At 71.2% G+C, this 15,252-nt stretch carries 15 protein-coding genes and 1 pseudogene; 9 read left to right on the forward strand and 7 right to left on the reverse strand.

Features of this window, described 5'->3' with window-relative positions; translation table 11 throughout:
- The first annotated feature begins 371 nt into the window (after positions 1-371).
- The 4 genes from SSNG_RS24145 to SSNG_RS24160 all read left to right on the forward strand — a co-directional run bounded on the left by SSNG_RS24145 (position 372) and on the right by SSNG_RS24160 (position 3,290).
- Positions 372-1,622, forward strand: coding sequence for a helix-turn-helix domain-containing protein (locus SSNG_RS24145; protein WP_007266525.1), 1,251 nt, complete (start codon positions 372-374; stop codon positions 1,620-1,622).
- Between the two features lie 205 nt (positions 1,623-1,827).
- Positions 1,828-2,034, forward strand: coding sequence for a hypothetical protein (locus tag SSNG_RS24150; protein WP_007266526.1), 207 nt, complete (start codon positions 1,828-1,830; stop codon positions 2,032-2,034).
- A gap of 31 nt (positions 2,035-2,065) precedes the next feature.
- On the forward strand, positions 2,066-2,755 hold the full coding sequence (locus tag SSNG_RS24155) for a hypothetical protein (protein ID WP_007266527.1): 690 nt from the start codon (positions 2,066-2,068) through the stop codon (positions 2,753-2,755).
- Between the two features lie 43 nt (positions 2,756-2,798).
- Positions 2,799-3,290: a GNAT family N-acetyltransferase gene (locus tag SSNG_RS24160; protein WP_128637530.1), complete on the forward strand. Its 492-nt coding sequence runs from the start codon at positions 2,799-2,801 to the stop codon at positions 3,288-3,290.
- A gap of 513 nt (positions 3,291-3,803) precedes the next feature.
- On the opposite strand, the gene SSNG_RS24165 is transcribed toward SSNG_RS24160, so the two are convergent.
- On the reverse strand, positions 3,804-4,268 hold the full coding sequence (locus SSNG_RS24165; RefSeq protein ID WP_129593333.1) for a hypothetical protein: 465 nt from the start codon (positions 4,266-4,268) through the stop codon (positions 3,804-3,806).
- On the reverse strand, positions 4,268-4,657 hold the full coding sequence (locus SSNG_RS24170; RefSeq protein ID WP_007266531.1) for a DUF6325 family protein: 390 nt from the start codon (positions 4,655-4,657) through the stop codon (positions 4,268-4,270). Before SSNG_RS24170 ends, SSNG_RS24165 begins: the two co-directional genes overlap by 1 nt.
- Positions 4,658-4,793: 136 nt before the next feature.
- Between SSNG_RS24170 and SSNG_RS24175 the strand changes: the two genes are divergently transcribed.
- Together SSNG_RS24175 and SSNG_RS24180 are read left to right on the forward strand one after the other, a co-directional pair.
- Complete coding sequence (locus tag SSNG_RS24175; protein WP_007266532.1) at positions 4,794-6,215, forward strand: FtsW/RodA/SpoVE family cell cycle protein; 1,422 nt, start codon at positions 4,794-4,796, stop codon at positions 6,213-6,215.
- On the forward strand, positions 6,212-7,678 hold the full coding sequence (locus SSNG_RS24180) for a penicillin-binding transpeptidase domain-containing protein (protein ID WP_007266533.1): 1,467 nt from the start codon (positions 6,212-6,214) through the stop codon (positions 7,676-7,678). The genes SSNG_RS24175 and SSNG_RS24180 overlap by 4 nt, the downstream gene beginning before the upstream one ends.
- On the opposite strand, the gene SSNG_RS24185 is transcribed toward SSNG_RS24180, so the two are convergent.
- Positions 7,675-8,688: a quinone oxidoreductase gene (locus SSNG_RS24185; protein ID WP_007266534.1), complete on the reverse strand. Its 1,014-nt coding sequence runs from the start codon at positions 8,686-8,688 to the stop codon at positions 7,675-7,677. The two genes, SSNG_RS24180 and SSNG_RS24185, sit on opposite strands and share 4 nt — an antisense overlap.
- Before the next feature lie 157 nt (positions 8,689-8,845).
- Positions 8,846-9,952, reverse strand: a complete 1,107-nt coding sequence (locus tag SSNG_RS24190) for a ferritin-like domain-containing protein (protein ID WP_007266535.1) — start codon at positions 9,950-9,952, stop codon at positions 8,846-8,848.
- 207 nt (positions 9,953-10,159) lie between these two features.
- Here SSNG_RS24190 and SSNG_RS24195 point away from each other — a divergent pair, with 207 nt between their 5' ends.
- Genes SSNG_RS24195 through SSNG_RS24205 form a run of 3 tightly spaced genes read left to right on the forward strand, consistent with a single transcriptional unit; the run spans position 10,160 to position 12,108 of the window.
- Positions 10,160-11,089, forward strand: coding sequence for a diiron oxygenase (locus tag SSNG_RS24195; RefSeq protein WP_042801783.1), 930 nt, complete (start codon positions 10,160-10,162; stop codon positions 11,087-11,089).
- Positions 11,090-11,111: 22 nt separating this feature from the next.
- A complete protein-coding gene (locus SSNG_RS24200) occupies positions 11,112-11,825 on the forward strand; it encodes a TetR/AcrR family transcriptional regulator (RefSeq protein ID WP_007266537.1) in 714 nt (237 codons plus the stop codon).
- 10 nt (positions 11,826-11,835) lie between these two features.
- Entirely contained in the window at positions 11,836-12,108 is a 273-nt protein-coding gene (locus tag SSNG_RS24205; protein ID WP_007266538.1) for a hypothetical protein, read from the forward strand.
- A 1,319-nt stretch (positions 12,109-13,427) separates the two neighbouring features.
- Here the strand turns inward: SSNG_RS24205 and SSNG_RS24210 are convergent.
- From SSNG_RS24210 to SSNG_RS45350, 3 genes and pseudogenes are all read right to left on the reverse strand, one after another.
- Positions 13,428-14,660 carry a HAMP domain-containing sensor histidine kinase gene (locus SSNG_RS24210; protein WP_007266539.1) on the reverse strand — a complete coding sequence of 411 codons (1,233 nt, stop codon included), beginning with the start codon at positions 14,658-14,660 and terminating at the stop codon, positions 13,428-13,430.
- On the reverse strand, positions 14,657-15,022 hold the full coding sequence (locus SSNG_RS45345; RefSeq protein ID WP_050779717.1) for a hypothetical protein: 366 nt from the start codon (positions 15,020-15,022) through the stop codon (positions 14,657-14,659). Before SSNG_RS45345 ends, SSNG_RS24210 begins: the two co-directional genes overlap by 4 nt.
- Positions 15,019-15,252, reverse strand: a pseudogene (locus SSNG_RS45350) (hypothetical protein); the annotation flags it as partial. The pseudogene SSNG_RS45350 and the gene SSNG_RS45345, both read right to left, overlap by 4 nt.

The raw sequence follows: 15,252 nt of genomic DNA on the forward strand, positions 1-15,252 counted from the left end.
ACGGGCGTCTCAGCGATGAGACGAGGGGCCGGGGGCCGGCTCGCCGGGCATCCGGGCCCCCAAGAGCCGAGATCCGGAGCCGGTGCGCGACTACCCGCACGAGAGGGCGAACAGAGCAGCCCAGGAAGCCCCCAGACGCGACAGATCGCTACGCGCTCCTCATTTCTTGGCGTCCGGCGACCGCCTGGGGCTGCTACCCGCCCCAGAGGGCGAACAGAGCAGCCGAGGAGCCGGACGGGCGCGTCGGATCGCTACGCGCTTCTCAGATCTTGGCGGCCGACGGCCGTCTGGGGCGATGCTTTCGGGCTTTCACAAATGGCCCTGAGCCATAGGCTGTTCGGTGTCGAGCTGCACAGAGAAGGGGCAAGGCCGTGTCATCCGATACACCCCCCGACCCGTACGACAACCCTGTCGCATTCGGGCAACGTGTTCAGATCTACCGCACCCGTCGAGGCATGACCCGTGAGCAGTTGGCCGGGCTGCTCGGCCATCATCCGTCGTGGGTCAAGAAGGTAGAGACCGGGGCCATGAGAATGCCGAGACTGCCGGAGATTCTCGGCATTGCCCAAGCCCTGCGTGTCCGTCGGCTGAACGACCTCGTGGGAGATCTCGGTACGGCGCAGAACACCGAGCTGTTCCTCGGGCCTGGCCACGACCAGTTGCCGGCAGTGCGTGCTGCACTCACCGCCTTTCCGGCCGGTGGAGACCGTCAGGCCCCCTCCCAGGCGTTCCTGCGGGCGGCTTTGGATGCCGCATGGGACGCGAGGCACAAGGCGCCGAACCACCGGGCGGTCATCGGCGCCTTGCTGCCAGGTCTGATCCGGGACACGCAGCTCGGGGTCAGGCAGGCCGAGACTGCCGCCGAGCGGCGGAACGCCCTGCGGCTCAAGGCGGAGACCTACTTCCTCGCCCAGTTCTTCGTCGCCTACCAGCCGGACCCCGCGCTGTTGTGGAGGGTCGCCGATCGCGGAATGAATGCCGCGCAGGAGTCCGAGGACCCGCACGCGGTGGGTGTCGCTGCTTGGCTGTCCGCTCAGGCGCACCGGGATTCCGGGCAGTACGACGAGGCGGACGACGTGGTCCAGCAGGCCCTGAGACTGCTGGAGCCCAGGTTGTCGGATGCTGAGGTGGAGGTGCGGGCGATTGTTGGCGCTTTGCGGGCGGAAGCTGCGCTGACTGCCGCGAAGCGCCGTGAGACGGGTGCTGCGTGGGGGTGGTGGGAGCGCGCGGAACGTGTGGCCGAGGAGCTTCCCGACGGCTATTTCCACCGGGTGACGAGCTTCGGGCGACCGGTGATGGGAGCGCACGGGGTCACCGTCGCGGTGGAGCTGAGGGCCGGCGGGGAGGCCGTTCGGCAGGCGGCCGGTTCGGAGACGGTGATCATCCCGTCACTGCCCCGCCGGGCCCGGCACAGGATCGAGCAGGCTCGGGCATACCAGCTGGACGGGCAGCCGGACGTGGCGCTGGCGACGCTGGAACAGGCACATGCGGTGGCGCCGGAGACGACCCGCTACAACGGCTACGCACGGGCCATCGTGCTGGAGGAAACGGCATCACGGCTGCCCGAGCGGCGGCAGCGGGCCAGCCGACTGGCCGTGGACATCGGCCTGCTCGCCGCGTAGAAGAAAGGGGCCCGATTCGGGCCCCTTCCTACCGGAATCCCTCTCTAACGTCGTACTTGATCGACCTGGCGACCTAGGGAGTGGCCTGTGTGCACGTGTACTTGCAGCGAGACAGCGGACAGCGGCGGCGAGCCCAGTACGGATCTGTTCGACCGGGCGCTGGCCGGGTGGGAGCGCTTCCTCGGCACGTTCGAGGAGGCGTCCGATGAGTGAGTGCTACGAGTACGTCCCGCACCGCCTCCTCCGCCGACGTGTCCGCGACATCGCTTCGGGCGTCGAGGGTGTGCTGATGGCGGTGATCAACGAGAACGTGTCCGATACGGGCATCGAACGCTGGATGGAGCTCGCCTACATCCGTGGTGCCTCCGGTCGCGAATTCACCACGGCCGTCACCAACGTGGAACCCGCCTGAGGGCGAAACTGCCCTGGGCGATGATGGGGAGATGGAGCACCTCCCGTCGGTGAACGTCCTCACCCTTCGCGCCGACCGTCCGCATCCCCAAGCAGTGTTCTACTCGGTGGGCATACGGCCCTTCATCGACGGGCGGGACGTTCTGGAAGAGATCCACCCCGGCGGCGATGCGAGCTGTCGCCAGGGGATGTGGTTCGGACCTCCTGAGACGTGGCCGTTGTGGGCGGCCGAGGAGCCGGCCCGGGTCGAGCTGTCGAACAACGACTGCGTGACCGACTGCTGCGGAGGGGTGTTCGTCACCATCCGGCGCCAGGGGGACCGGGTGGTGTGGAGCGGCTGGGAGAACACCGATGACATTCGGGTTCCCCTTCCAGCCGAGGCCGAGTTCGACGCTGTCCAGTACGACGCCGAGCTCGCCCGCGTCGTCGCGGACCACAGCTGGGAAGAACCCGTGGACGCGGCCGCCCGCCTGCTCGCCCAAGGGATCACGGACTCCGGCTGGTACGAGCGCTGGAACTGTCTGCCGCTGCGGCAGGGCATCAACGTCAGCGGCCGGGGGGAGTCCTCGTGCGTGTCGATGTACTTCCTGACGGGTCCCGACAGCGGTTCTCGCGGGTACACGATGCAGGTGTCCGCGCACGAGCCCGTCCAGGACCAGGTTCGACGGTTCGTCGAGGAGATCACGGCCACCGATCCCCGCAAGACCGCACAGGGCCACTGAAACGGCGGCGTAACGAGCCCCGCGTACCGTCGGCTGGATGACCATGGAAATCCGGCCCGGTGTCGAGGACGACCTCGACGAGCTGACCCGCATCTACAACCACTACGTCATCGAGACGCCGATCACCTTCGACGTCGAGCCCTTCACCCCCGATCAGCGGCGGCCGTGGCTGCTGGCCCACCCCACATCCGGCCCGCACCGCCTGCTCGTGGCCGAGGAGGGCGGGAAGCTCCTCGGCTACGCGACGAGCAGCGCCTTCCGCCCCAAGCCGGCCTACGCCACCTCCGTGGAGACCAGCGTCTACCTGGCACCCGAGCACGTCGGCCGTGGCATCGGCGGCCTGCTCTACACCTCGCTCTTCGAGGTCCTGGCGCAGGAGGACGTCCACACGGCGCTCGCGGGGATCGCCATGCCCAACCAGGCGTCCCAACGCCTCCACGAGCGCTTCGGCTTCCGGCAGGTCGGCCTCCTCGAACAGGTCGGCCGGAAGTTCGACCGCTTCTGGGACGTGGCCTGGTTCCAGAAGTCCCTGTGACCTCTCGCTGATCGGGCCATCAACCCCATACGGCCGTCAGCCGCCGAGACGGGAGAAGCGAGTAGCGATCTGTCGCGCCCATGCGCTTCCCGCCCGTCATGATCACCCTCTGGTGTAGGTATCAGCCCAAGACGGTCGCCGGACGCTGAGGAATGGGGAGCGCGTAGCGATCTGTCGCGTCTGGGTGCACGTCAGGGTGCTCTGATCAACCTCCCGTGCAGGTAGTCGAGCCCCTGGCGCGGAATGAGACTGCTGAGGGCCCGGATGCCTGGCGGGCCGGCGCCCGGCCCCTCGTCTGATCGCTGACGGACCCGCTCCTCCAACGTTGGACCGTGCCGTTTCTTTGGGGGTTTCCCGGCAGTCTTTCGGCTTTCCGGTTCGGGTCGGTCGGTCAAGGGTCGCCGAAGGCGATCGCGTAGCGACGCGACGAAGGAGCGCCCTTGAGGGACCGGCCCGAACCGGAAGGACGATGGGACTGACGGGAAGCCCCCAACCCTCCCTGAGACCGCCCCGCTACGACTCCGCCCCCGCACCCCCGCCTCCCAGCAGGCGGGCCTTCGCCCTGCTGAACTCCTCCCGGGTCAGCAGTCCCTCCCGGGTCAGGTCCGCCAGTTGCGTCAGCTCCGCCACCAGGCTGCCGGGCAGCGGTGGAACCGCAGGAGCCCCCGGGCCGGCGGCGGAGGGGGCCTCCCCCGGAGCAGGCTCCGCCTCCTCCTCGGCGGTGGGGGCCGGTCCGGGGGTCTCCTCCTCCCAGGGGGCCTCCTCCCGGGGTTCCCCGTCCCCCACCCGATCCCCGAACTCATCCCTGAACTCGTCCCCGTACTCGTCCCCGAACCCCTCCACCACCGCCTCGCCGCTGTCCTCCGCCTGCGCCCACTCCGCCGCGCCCGCCGCCCGGCGCAGCAGGCCCCGCAGGAGCGGCCGGCCCGCCGGGCGGACCGCCGCCTTGACCGTCACGCCCACCGGACGGATGAACATCACGCCGCCCCCACCCGCTCCGCCGGGATCCGGACCGAGCCGACGATCCGTCCGCCCGCAGCCCGTACCGCGACGGCCGCGTCCTGGGCCCAGACGTGTTCGACCACCAGCAGCAGCGCGCAGCTGCCCCGGTCCAGGAGCTCCGCCGCCTCGCGGACGTCCTCGGGGCCGATCAGCCGGGCCACGTCACGGCCCGCCAGGATGCCCTGGAGCTCCACGAACTCGTCGAACTCCGCCGCCAGTACCTCCCCCGAGGCCGTCTTGGTCGTGACGAGGCCGTCGATGAGGCGGACCACCCCGGTCTTGCGCAGCCCCATCACGGCCTCGACCGCCGGGACCCGGAGCTGTTCCTCCGGGAAGGCGAGGACGATGAATTCCACAGGTCCCATGAGCCGGGCTCCTCACTCCTGACCGTTCTGCCTGACCGTTCTGCCTGACCGCTCTTGCCTGACCGTTTCTGACGACTCTTCGGCACCCTATGACATAAGCGGACATACCAGCCGCGACCTTGCTACGTTTCCGCGTATGACCGCTCTGACGGCGAAGGTGACGGAGCCCGCTCCGCCGCCGCCCCCCGACGCACGGGCCGCCAAGCGCCGCGGCATCGAGCTGACGCTCCTCGCGGGCGCGGTCCTGATCTCCGTCCTGGGCCACCTCTACGTCGGCCTCGCCGCGGACGGCAAGAGCACCCGGGCCCCCGCGGCCCCCTACGCCGCCGGGCTCGGCGGGGCCGCGCTGATCGCGCACCTGGCCGTGCGGCTCCGGGCCCCGTACGCCGATCCGCTCCTGCTGCCCATCGCCGTCCTGCTCAACGGGCTCGGCCTGGTGCTCATCCAGCGCCTCGACCTGGCCACCCCGGGGGCACCCGGGGCGGGGGACCAGCTGCGGTGGTCGGCGCTCGGGGTGGTCCTCTTCGTCCTCGTCCTGGTCCTCCTGCGCGACCACCGGACGCTCCAGCGGTACGCGTACCTGTCGGTCACCGCCGCCCTCACCCTCATGCTGCTGCCCGTCTTCTTCCCGGCCGTCAACGGCGCCCACATCTGGATCCGCTTCGCCGGGCTCTCCTTCCAGCCGGGGGAGTTCGCCAAGATCCTGCTCGCGCTGTTCTTCGCCGCCTACCTCGCCGCGAACCGCACCGCCCTCGCCCTCACCGGACGCCGGCTCTTCTGGAAGCTCCGCCTCCTGCCCGGCCGGGTGCTCGGGCCGATCCTCGCGATCTGGCTGCTCAGCGTCGGCGTACTCGTCCTGGAGCGGGACCTCGGGACCTCGCTGCTCTTCTTCGGCCTCTTCGTGATCATGCTCTTCACCGCGACCGGGCGGATCGGCTGGATCGCGATCGGGCTGCTGCTCGCCGCCCTCGGCGCGTACGCCGTCGGCACCCTCGAACCGCACGTCCACAGCCGCGTCCAGGACTGGATGAATCCTTTCGCCTCCATCGAGCGCGGCGACGGCCCCGGCCAGCTCGCCCAGTCCCTCTTCGCCTTCGCCGCCGGCGGCCTGCTCGGCGCCGGCCTCGGCCACGGCCAGTCCTTCCTCATCGGCTTCGCCGCCAAGTCGGACTTCGTCCTCGCCACCGCCGGAGAGGAGCTCGGCCTCGTCGGCCTCACCGCCATCCTGCTCCTGTACGGGCTCCTCGTGTCCCGGGGCTTCCGCGCCGGACTCGCGCTGCGCGACCCCTTCGGGCGGCTGCTGGCCACCGGGCTCGCGTCGATCGTCGCCCTCCAGGTGTTCGTCATCGCGGGCGGCGTCACCGGCCTCATCCCGCTCACCGGCATGGCCATGCCCTTCCTCGCGCAGGGCGGCTCCTCCGTCGTCACCAACTGGATCATCGTCGCCCTCCTCGTCCGGCTCAGCGACAGCGCCCGCAGGCCCAGACCCGGCCCCGGCCCCAACCCGGGCTCCGGCCCCGGCCCCGCCCCCGTCCCACCGCAGGAGGGGCCCGCATGATCCGCTACATCCGCTGGTGCGCGTACTTCTGCGCCCTCCTGCTCGCCGCCCTGCTGGCCAACGTCGCCCGGGTGCAGGTGTGGGAGTCCGCCGCCTACGGCGCGAACCCCGCCAACAAGCGCCCCGCCATCGACCGCTACGCCGAGCCGCGCGGCGACATCCTGGTCGACGGCCGGCCCGTCACCGGCTCCCGCGACAGCGGCCAGCTGCTGCGTTACGAGCGGACCTACACCGACGGCCCGCTCTACGCGCCCGTCACGGGCTTCTCCTCCCAGACGTACGGGACCAGCTTCGTCGAGCGCGCCGAGGACGCCGTCCTCTCCGGCACCGACCCGGGACTGTCCGCCTTCCCGCTCTGGTACGACCTCTCGCGCGGCCGCCCCGGCGGCGGCAACGCCGTGACCACCCTGCGCGCCGCCGTCCAGCAGGCCGCGTACCGGGGTCTCGGCGGCAAGCGCGGCGCGGTCGCCGCCGTCGAGCCGGCCACGGGCAGGATCCTGGCCCTGGTCAGCAGCCCCTCGTACGACCCGGGGCTGCTCTCCGGCACCGGTACGAGGGTCAAGGCGGCCTGGGAGCGGCTGAACGCGGACCCCACCCGGCCGATGCTCAACCGCGCGCTGCGCGAGACCTATCCGCCCGGCTCCACCTTCAAGATCGTGACGGCGGCCGCCGCCCTCGACGCGGGCGTGGTCACCGACGTCGACGCCCCGACCCGGACCCCGGACCCGTACCCCCTGCCCGGCACCAGCACCCTGCTGCCGAACGCGGCCACGGGCTGCGCGGAGGCCTCGATGGCGGAGGCGGTGCAGTGGTCCTGCAACACGGTGATGGCCGACATCGGGGTGCGGGTCGGGCTGCGCGGCATGGTGGAGGCGGCGGAGCGCTTCGGGTTCAACGACGAGGGGCTGCGGGTGCCGTCGTGGGTGTCGCGGTCGAACTTCGACACCGACATGAGCCCCGACCAGCTGGCGCTGTCCTCCATCGGGCAGTTCAACACCAAGGCCACCCCGCTGCAGATGGCCATGGTCGCTGCGGCCGTGGCCAACGGGGGCGAGATCCGCACCCCCTACCTGGTGGACCGCACGACCCAGGACGACGGCTCCCTGGTGCGGCGTACCGACCGGCGCACCCTGAGCCGGGCGATGAGCCCGGCCGCGGCGCTGCGTATGCAGGAGCTGATGGTGAAGGTGGTGGAGGACGGCACCGGGCGCAACGCGGCGATCCCGGGCGCGCTGGTCGGAGGCAAGACGGGCACCGCGCAGCACGGCGTCGGCAACGCCGGCACCCCCTACGCCTGGTTCATCGCCTGGGCCCGCGGGCAGGGGGCGCCGCAGCCGGCGGTGGCGGTCGCGGTGGTGGTCGAGGACGCCTCGGCGGTGCGCGGGGACATCAGCGGCAACGGCGCGGCGGCCCCGATCGCGCGGGCGGTGATGCAGGCGGCGCTACGGGCAGGCACGGACTAGGTGTTCTGCGTCTCCTCTCGGCGTCCCATAGCGGCCGCATCGGGTACGAGGAGCAGCTTGCCGGTGGTGCGCCGAGCCTCCAGATCGCTGTGGGCCCGGGCGGCCTCGGACAATGCGTAGCGGCCCGTTACGGTGACCTCAAGCGCCTTGGAGCGCACCCACTCGAACACATCGGTGGCCCGTCGGAGCAGTTCGGACCGATCGGCGATGAAGTCCCCGAGGCTGGGCCGGATCAGGGTCAGCGAACCGCCGTGGGCGAGCCGGATCGGATCAAACGGCGGAACGGCACCACTTGCCGCGCCGAAGAGCACGAGATGGCCGCGGGTTCGCAGGCTGGCGAGGCTCGCATCGAAGGTGTGCGCGCCGACGCCGTCGAAGACGACCGGCAGTCCCTGACCGCCGTTGAGCCGCCTCACCTCGGCCGCGAGATCGTCGACTGCGGAGGAAAGGACCACCTCGGCGGCCCCGGCACGCTTCGCCAGCTCGGCCTTCGCCGTGGTCGACGTCGTGCCGATCACCCTGCCGCCGAGATGGGTGATGAGCTGGGTCAGAAGCAGCCCCATGCCACCAGCAGCCGCGTGCACGAGCACCGTGTCGCCCCCCTGAACCGGGTAGGCGTCCTTGACGAGATAGTGCGCGGTCATGCCTTGGAGGAGCACGGCGGCGGCCGTCTCGAAGCCGATGTCGTCGGGCAGCGGCACCAGCCGGGAGGAGTCCACGACGGCCCGCTCGGCATACGTGCCGGGAATCTCCACCCAACCGACCCGGTCCCCGACTGCGACGTCAGCGACGCCGGGTCCCACTTCGACGACCGTGCCGGCACCCTCGGCGCCCGGGGTGAAGGGCAGCGGGAGGCTGTACCGGCCTTCGCGGTGGTAGACGTCGAGGAAGTTGACCCCGGATGCGGCGACCTCCACGACCGCCTCGCCCGGACCCGGCCTCGGCTGGTCCACCTCGGCCTCCTGCAGCACCTCGGGACCGCCCACTTCGTACACCTGGATCGCTCGCATGGCCCTCCAATATCGGCTTTCCCCCACCAACCCCGTTGATGGCGATGCGATTCCCGGCAAGCAGCCCGGCCCGCCGCCCCCGCCGGGAGCGGGGCCGTCAAGGGTCGGCGAACGCACCACCCGCCGCTTCCGCACCGCCGTACGGGCGGCCTCGCCGTCAGGCCTGCGCCCCCTCCTGGATGGCGGCCTCCACCTCCGCCACCCGCTCCCGCTCCTCTGCGGCGAAGCGCTCGCGGTCCAGCGACTCGGCGATCTCCTCGTCCCGGGCCATCAGCAGGTCGAGGTTGGAGTCGCCCATCTCGAAGACGCCCATGTCCAGGTACGCCTTCTGCAGCCGGTCCCCCCACAGCCCGATGTCCTTGACGCACGGCACGATCCGGCTGAACAGCAGCTTGCGGAACAGGTGCAGGAACTCCGACTGCTCGGTGTACTCCACCGCCTCCCGCTTCGGGATGCCGAAGTTCTCCAGGACCTCCACCCCGCGCAGCCGGTCGCGCATCAGGTAGCAGCCCTCGATGACGAACTCCTCGCGCTCGCGCAGTTCGGCGTCCGTCAGCTGCTTGTAGTAGTCCCGCAGCGCCATCCGCCCGAAGGCCACGTGGCGGGCCTCGTCCTGCATCACGTACGCGAGGATCTGCTTGGGCAGCGGCTTGTCCGTCGTGTCGCGGATCATCCCGAAGGCGGCCAGCGCCAGCCCCTCGATGAGCACCTGCATGCCGAGGTAGGGCATGTCCCAGCGGGAGTCGCGCAGGGTGTCGCCGAGGAGCCCCTGGAGGCTGTCGTTGATCGGGTAGAGCATCCCGACCTTCTCGTGCAGGAAGCGCCCGAAGATCTCGGCGTGCCGGGCCTCGTCCATGGTCTGGGTGGCGGAGTAGAACTTCGCGTCCAGGTCGGGCACGGACTCCACGATGCGCGCCGCGCACACCATCGCGCCCTGCTCGCCGTGCAGGAACTGGCTGAAGTTCCAGGCGCTGTAGTGCCGGCGCAGCTCCCCCTTGTCCCGCTCGGTCATCTTCGCCCAGTGCCGGGTGCCGTGGAGGGTCAGCGTCTCGTCGGGGGTGCCGAGGGGGTCGTACGGGTCCACCTCGATGTCCCAGTCGATGCGCTTGGCGCCGTCCCACTGCTTGTCCTTGCCCTTCTGATACAGCGCGAGGAGGCGGTCGCGTCCCCCGTCGTACTCCCAGCTGAAGCGGGCCGCGCCGGAGGCGGGGACCGGCCACACGGCCTCGTCCGGGGCCTGGGTGTAGAGCTCGTGCGTCGACACTGACGCCTCCTCGTCTCGCGTACTGCGTCTCGCGTACTGCCGTGCGGGAGTGGACAGTTGGCAGCGTCACACGTTGGTAGACGCGGGGTCAACAAGTCGTGCGCGAGGGATTGACGGTCTTGCTGACAGGGAGTCTTATAAGGGGTGACCGCAGGTAACCCGACAGGTGACCCCCACAGGCAACCCGACCGCGAGGTGCCCGAAGCCATGACGACAGTGACGGAACGAGCCGCGCTGAGGGACGCCCTCGGCCTCCTCAAGGACCGCGAGCAGATCGCCGAACGACTCCTCGAATCCTCCGCCAAGCACTCCTTCGACCCCGACCGGGAACTCGACTGGGACGCCCCGCCGATCGACGGCACGTACTACTGGCCGCCCGAGCTGCTCTCCCTCTACGACACCCCGATGTGGAAGAAGATGGGCGAGGAGCAGCGCATCGACCTCTCCCGCCACGAGGCCGCCTCCCTCGCCTCCCTCGGCATCTGGTTCGAGATCATCCTCATGCAGCTCCTGGTCCGGCACATCTACGACAAGCCGTTGACCAGCAACCACGTCCGCTACGCGCTCACCGAGATCGCCGACGAATGCCGGCACTCCATGATGTTCGCCCGCATGATCCAGAAGGGCGGAGCCCCCGAATACCCGGTCACCCGCCTCAACCACAACCTCGCCCGCATCCTCAAGACCGTCTCCACCACCCCCGGGTCCTTCGCCTGCACCCTCCTCGGCGAGGAGATCCTCGACTGGATGCAGCGCCTCACCTTCCCGGACGAGCGCATCCAGCCCCTCGTCCGCGGCGTCACCCGCATCCACGTCATCGAAGAGGCCCGGCACGTCCGCTACGCCCGCGAGGAACTGCGCCGCCAGATGCTGACCGCCCCGCGCTGGGAACAGGAACTCACCCGGATCAGCTGCGGCGAGGCCGCCCGCGTCTTCTCCGTCGCCTTCGTCAACCCCGCCGTCTACGACAACGTCGGCCTCGACCGGCGCGAAGCCGTCGCCCAGGTCAAGGCCAGCGGCCACCGCCGCGAGGTTATGCAGACCGGCGCCAAGCGCCTCACCGACTTCCTCGACGACATCGGCGTCCTGCGCGGTGTCGGCCGCAGGCTCTGGCGCAGCTCCGGCCTCCTCGCGTAGACGCGTCGTCTACCCTGCGGGCATGACCGTACGGGCGTACCGCAGACTGAGCGTCGAGGAGCGGCGCGCCCAGCTCCTCGACGCCGCACTCTCGTTGTTCGCACACCGCGCCCCGGAGGAGATCTCCCTCGACGACGTCGCCGAAGCCGCCGGCGTCTCGCGCCCGCTGGTCTACCGCTACTTCCCGGGCGGCAAACAGCAACTGTACGAAGCCGCGCTGCGCTCGGCCGCGGACGTCCTCGAACTGTGCTTCACCGAACCCCAGACCGGCCCGCTCACCCAGCGGCTGTCCCGCGTCCTGGACCGCTACCTGGCCTTCGTCGACGAACACGACGCCGGCTTCGCCGCGCTGCTCCAGGGCGGCAGCGTCGTGGAGACCTCCCGCACCACGGCCACGGTGGACGGCATCCGCCGCGCCGCCGCCGAACAGATCCTCCTCCACCTGGGCGTCCCCGCGCCGGGAGCGCGGCTGCGGATGATGGTCCGCACCTGGATCACGGCCGTCGAGGCGGCCTCCCTGATCTGGATCGACGAGGGCAAACAGCCCGGGGCCGCCACCCTCCGCGACTGGCTGGTGGACCAGTTCATCGCCCTGCTCACCGCCACCGCCGCCACCGACCCCGAAACGGCCACGGCGGCCCGCGCGGCCCTCGCCCTGGAACGCCCGGACGGCCCGGCCGGCGTCCTGGCCCGCCGCGTCATCCCGGTGGTCTCCGAGGCCGCGCACCTGCTGTGACACTGGGGGGGTGAGAAGCGAACCGACCCCCTTCGAGGGCGGGCCGATGGACGGCCGCGTCCTCCCGATCCTCGTGGGCCCGACGGGCCACCCGCCGAAGTGGTACGAGATCCCGGTCCCGGCAGCGGACGGCGGCCCCCCGACGGTACTGCTGTACGAGCGCGTGCCGTCGGGGTACACGAAGCGGCTGGGACTCCAGAAGGGGTGGAAGTACACGTACTCCCCGTCGGGCGAGAAGCCGAAGCTCCGCTGGCCCTGGACAAAGCCCCGCGGCGGCCGCTGAGGCGGGGCGGGGCCCGGGGGAGGAGTCCGAGCGGGCCCGCCTCACAGCCGGTTCGGGGGTTTCCCGGCAGTCTTTCGGCTTTCCGTGTCGCGCCGGCCCGTCAAGGGCGCTCCTTCGTCGCGTCGCTACGCGATGGCCTTCGGCCACCCTTGACAGCCCGACCCGCCCCGGAAAGCCGAAAGACTGCCGGGAAGCCCCCGAAGGAACGGTCACGGGGCAGAGAGGCGAGGAGCGGCCCCGTCAGCGACGAGACGAGGGGCCGGGGCCCGGTACGCCGGGCATCCGAGCCCTCCCGCCTGCGATGCCGGACCAGGGGCGCGGCTACCCCGCACGAGCAGACGAACAGAGCCGCACAGGGAGCGGACGGGCGCCCCAGATCGCTACGCGCTCCTCCCGTCTCAGCGTCCGAGGACCGTCCGTGGCTGATACCCGCACCACAGGGCGAACAGGGCGGCCCGGGGAGCCTCCAGGCGCGGCAGATCGCTACGCGCTCCTCCCGGCTCGGCGTCGGACGGCCGTCTGGGGCTGGGATGGGGCACGTAACGGGCGGACGAAGGCCTTCGAGGATCGAATCGCCCCTCCCGCAGGGCCTTTGCCGACTTGTCGGAGTCTGCGCGTGTCTTTTTCACCCGCAGAGTCCGACAGAGACCCATCCGACCCCACAACAGACCCCCATACAGTGACAAAAGGGGCGCACGGGCCGGCATCAGCCCCAGACGGCCGCCGGACGCTGAGATTCGAGAAGCGCGTAGCGATCTATCGCGCCTGTCTGCTCTCTGGGCTGCTCCGTTCGCCCTCTGGTGCGGCTATCAGCCACAGGCGGTCGTCGGACGCTGAGACGAGAGGAGCGCGTAGCGATCTGCTGCGCCTGGGGGCTTCCTGGGCTGCTCTGTTCGCCTTCTCGTGCGGGTAGTCGCGCCCCTGGTCCGGAATCGCGACTCCTGGGGGCCCGGATGCCCAGCGGGCCGGCCCCCGGCCCCTCGCCTGGTCCCTGAGACGCCCGTCCCTCCACCATGGACCGTGGCGTTTCTTTGGGGGTTTCCCGGCAGTCTTTCGGCTTTCCGGTTCGGGTCGGTCGGTCAAGGGTCGCCGAAGGCGATCGCGTAGCGACGCGACGAAGGAGCGCCCTTGACGGGCCGGCACGAACCCGGAAGGGACGATGGGGCTGGACGGGAAGCCCCCCAACCCTCCCTGAGACCCGCCCCGGGGGATACCGCTCCCCACCCCCCCCGCCCCGCAGAAGGGGAGGCGGGTGGGCAACCCCCGCCCCACCCCAAGGGGTCGAGGGGGAGACAGCGGGCCCGAACAACACCCCCCCGCTACGACCCCGGCAGCGTCAGTACCGCCTCCGCGCCAACGCCCCGCGCCCGGCGGAACTCCAGGCGGGCGCCGATGGCCTCCGCCTGGCCCGCTGCGATCGTCAGGCCCAGGCCGTGTCCCTTGCCCCCGCTGCGGAAGCGCTGCGGTCCGTCCGTGAGGAGGTACTCGGGGTACCCGTCGCCGTGGTCCCGTACCGTCACGACCGGGCCGTCCACCGTGAGCACCACCGGGCCCCGCCCGTGCTTGTGGGCGTTGGCGAGGAGGTTCCCGAGCACCCGTTCCAGCCGCCGCCGGTCCGTCTCCACGTGCGCGTCCCGGACCACGACCACCTCGGTCTCCAGCCCCGACGCCCGCACCACCCGCCGGGCCAGCCGTTCCAGCTGGTGCAGGTCGGTGTCGACCCGCTCGTTGCCCGAGTCCAGCCGTGAGATCTCCAGCAGGTCCTCCGTCAGCTGCCGCATCGTGCGCACCCGCTCCCGGACCAGCTCCGTCGGCCGCCCCTCCGGCAGCAGTTCCGAAGCCGCCTGCAAGCCCGTCAGCGGCGTGCGCAGCTCGTGCGCGACGTCCGCCGTGAAGCGCTGCTCGCTCTGCAGTTTCCGCTGGAGGGTCCCGGCCATGGTGTCCAGCGCGGCCGCCACCGTCGACACCTCGTCCTGGTGCCGCGAGGGGTCCTCCGTACGGGGGTCGCCGACCCGGGCGTCCAGGTCGCCTTGGGTGATCCGGCGTGCGACCGTCGCCGTCTGGTGCAGCCGCCGCGTCACGCGGGTCACCGCGAAGGCGCCGACCAGCAGGGTGCCGCCGAGGGCCAGCACGGAGGAGCCGATGATCGCGTTGTCGAGGCCCCGGATGGTTCCCGCGCTCTGCCCGTAGTCGATGAGGGTGGCCAGCGCCTTCCCGTCGGCCGGGGCCGCCGCCCACATCACCGGGCGCCCGCCGGCGTCGCCGACGACCGTTCCGCGCCGGCCGCTCAGCGCGAGCGCCCGCAGCTCCGGCGGCAGCCCAGCCGGGTCGAGTCCGGACTGCGGCGGCAGGGCCTCGCCCGCCTCGTACGCGTACGAGGCCTCGTCGAGCTTGTCCAGCGCCTTGTCCCGGGCCGCCGCCACCGTCTGCCGGGTCACCTCCACGTGCACCAGTACGCCCAGCACCGCCGCGAGCGCGCAGCACATCACCACGATGAAGCAGGCGGACTTCCAGGTCAGCGTGGCCGTCCACGCCGGCAGCCATGCCCTCACGGCGCGCCCGCAGAACTGCTCGCCGCCGCCGCCGACGCCGCCGCCGAGGCCGAGGCCGAGGCCGACGCCGCCACCGACGCCGACGCCGCCGCCGACGGCGCCACCGGCGCCGCCCCGGCCGGCACCCGTACGATCTGCTCGCGCTCCGGCAGCATCGTCCGCTGCTTCGCGTCCCAGGACCAGGCGGTGATCAGCTCGTAGCCGGGGTTGCCGCTCGGCACGCGCAGGATGACGTCCCGCCCCGCCAGCTCCACGCTGATCACGGTCTCGGTGGTGGCCATGATCCGGTTGAGCCGGCCGCCGGCGTCCACGGTGTACACCCGTACGGACATCATCTTGTCGGGGAGCTCGATGCCGATCACCAGCTCGTCCTTGCCGTTCCCGGTGAGGTCCCGGTAGTACGGCTGCCGTACCCGGGCAGGCGGCCGGGGTCCTGTCCGATCTTCCCGCAGGCGCGGATCGCGGCGGCGGTCTCCGCGGGCATGCCGTCCGCCCCGACGCTGATGTCCGGATGCGCGCGCAGCTCCGCCTGCACCAGGGCGACCGGGTCGACCTCGTGCACGTTCTGGTCGGTGAACCTTCGGCAGCCCCC

Origin of the sequence: Streptomyces sp. C (genome assembly GCF_000158895.1) — a bacterium.
GTDB lineage: Bacteria > Actinomycetota > Actinomycetes > Streptomycetales > Streptomycetaceae > Streptomyces > Streptomyces racemochromogenes.

Bases quoted from the DNA above. Each gene is read 5' to 3' on its own strand.
- SSNG_RS24170 (WP_007266531.1), bottom strand. From the start codon at position 4,657: ATGGGACCTGTGGAATTCATCGTCCTCGCCTTCCCGGAGGAACAGCTC.
- SSNG_RS24160 (WP_128637530.1), top strand. From the start codon at position 2,799: ATGGAAATCCGGCCCGGTGTCGAGGACGACCTCGACGAGCTGACCCGC.
- SSNG_RS24165 (WP_129593333.1), bottom strand. From the start codon at position 4,268: ATGTTCATCCGTCCGGTGGGCGTGACGGTCAAGGCGGCGGTCCGCCCG.
- SSNG_RS24180 (WP_007266533.1), top strand. From the start codon at position 6,212: ATGATCCGCTACATCCGCTGGTGCGCGTACTTCTGCGCCCTCCTGCTC.
- SSNG_RS24195 (WP_042801783.1), top strand. From the start codon at position 10,160: ATGACGACAGTGACGGAACGAGCCGCGCTGAGGGACGCCCTCGGCCTC.
- SSNG_RS24185 (WP_007266534.1), bottom strand. From the start codon at position 8,688: ATGCGAGCGATCCAGGTGTACGAAGTGGGCGGTCCCGAGGTGCTGCAG.
- SSNG_RS24150 (WP_007266526.1), top strand. From the start codon at position 1,828: ATGAGTGAGTGCTACGAGTACGTCCCGCACCGCCTCCTCCGCCGACGT.
- SSNG_RS24200 (WP_007266537.1), top strand. From the start codon at position 11,112: ATGACCGTACGGGCGTACCGCAGACTGAGCGTCGAGGAGCGGCGCGCC.
- SSNG_RS24155 (WP_007266527.1), top strand. From the start codon at position 2,066: ATGGAGCACCTCCCGTCGGTGAACGTCCTCACCCTTCGCGCCGACCGT.
- SSNG_RS24175 (WP_007266532.1), top strand. From the start codon at position 4,794: ATGACCGCTCTGACGGCGAAGGTGACGGAGCCCGCTCCGCCGCCGCCC.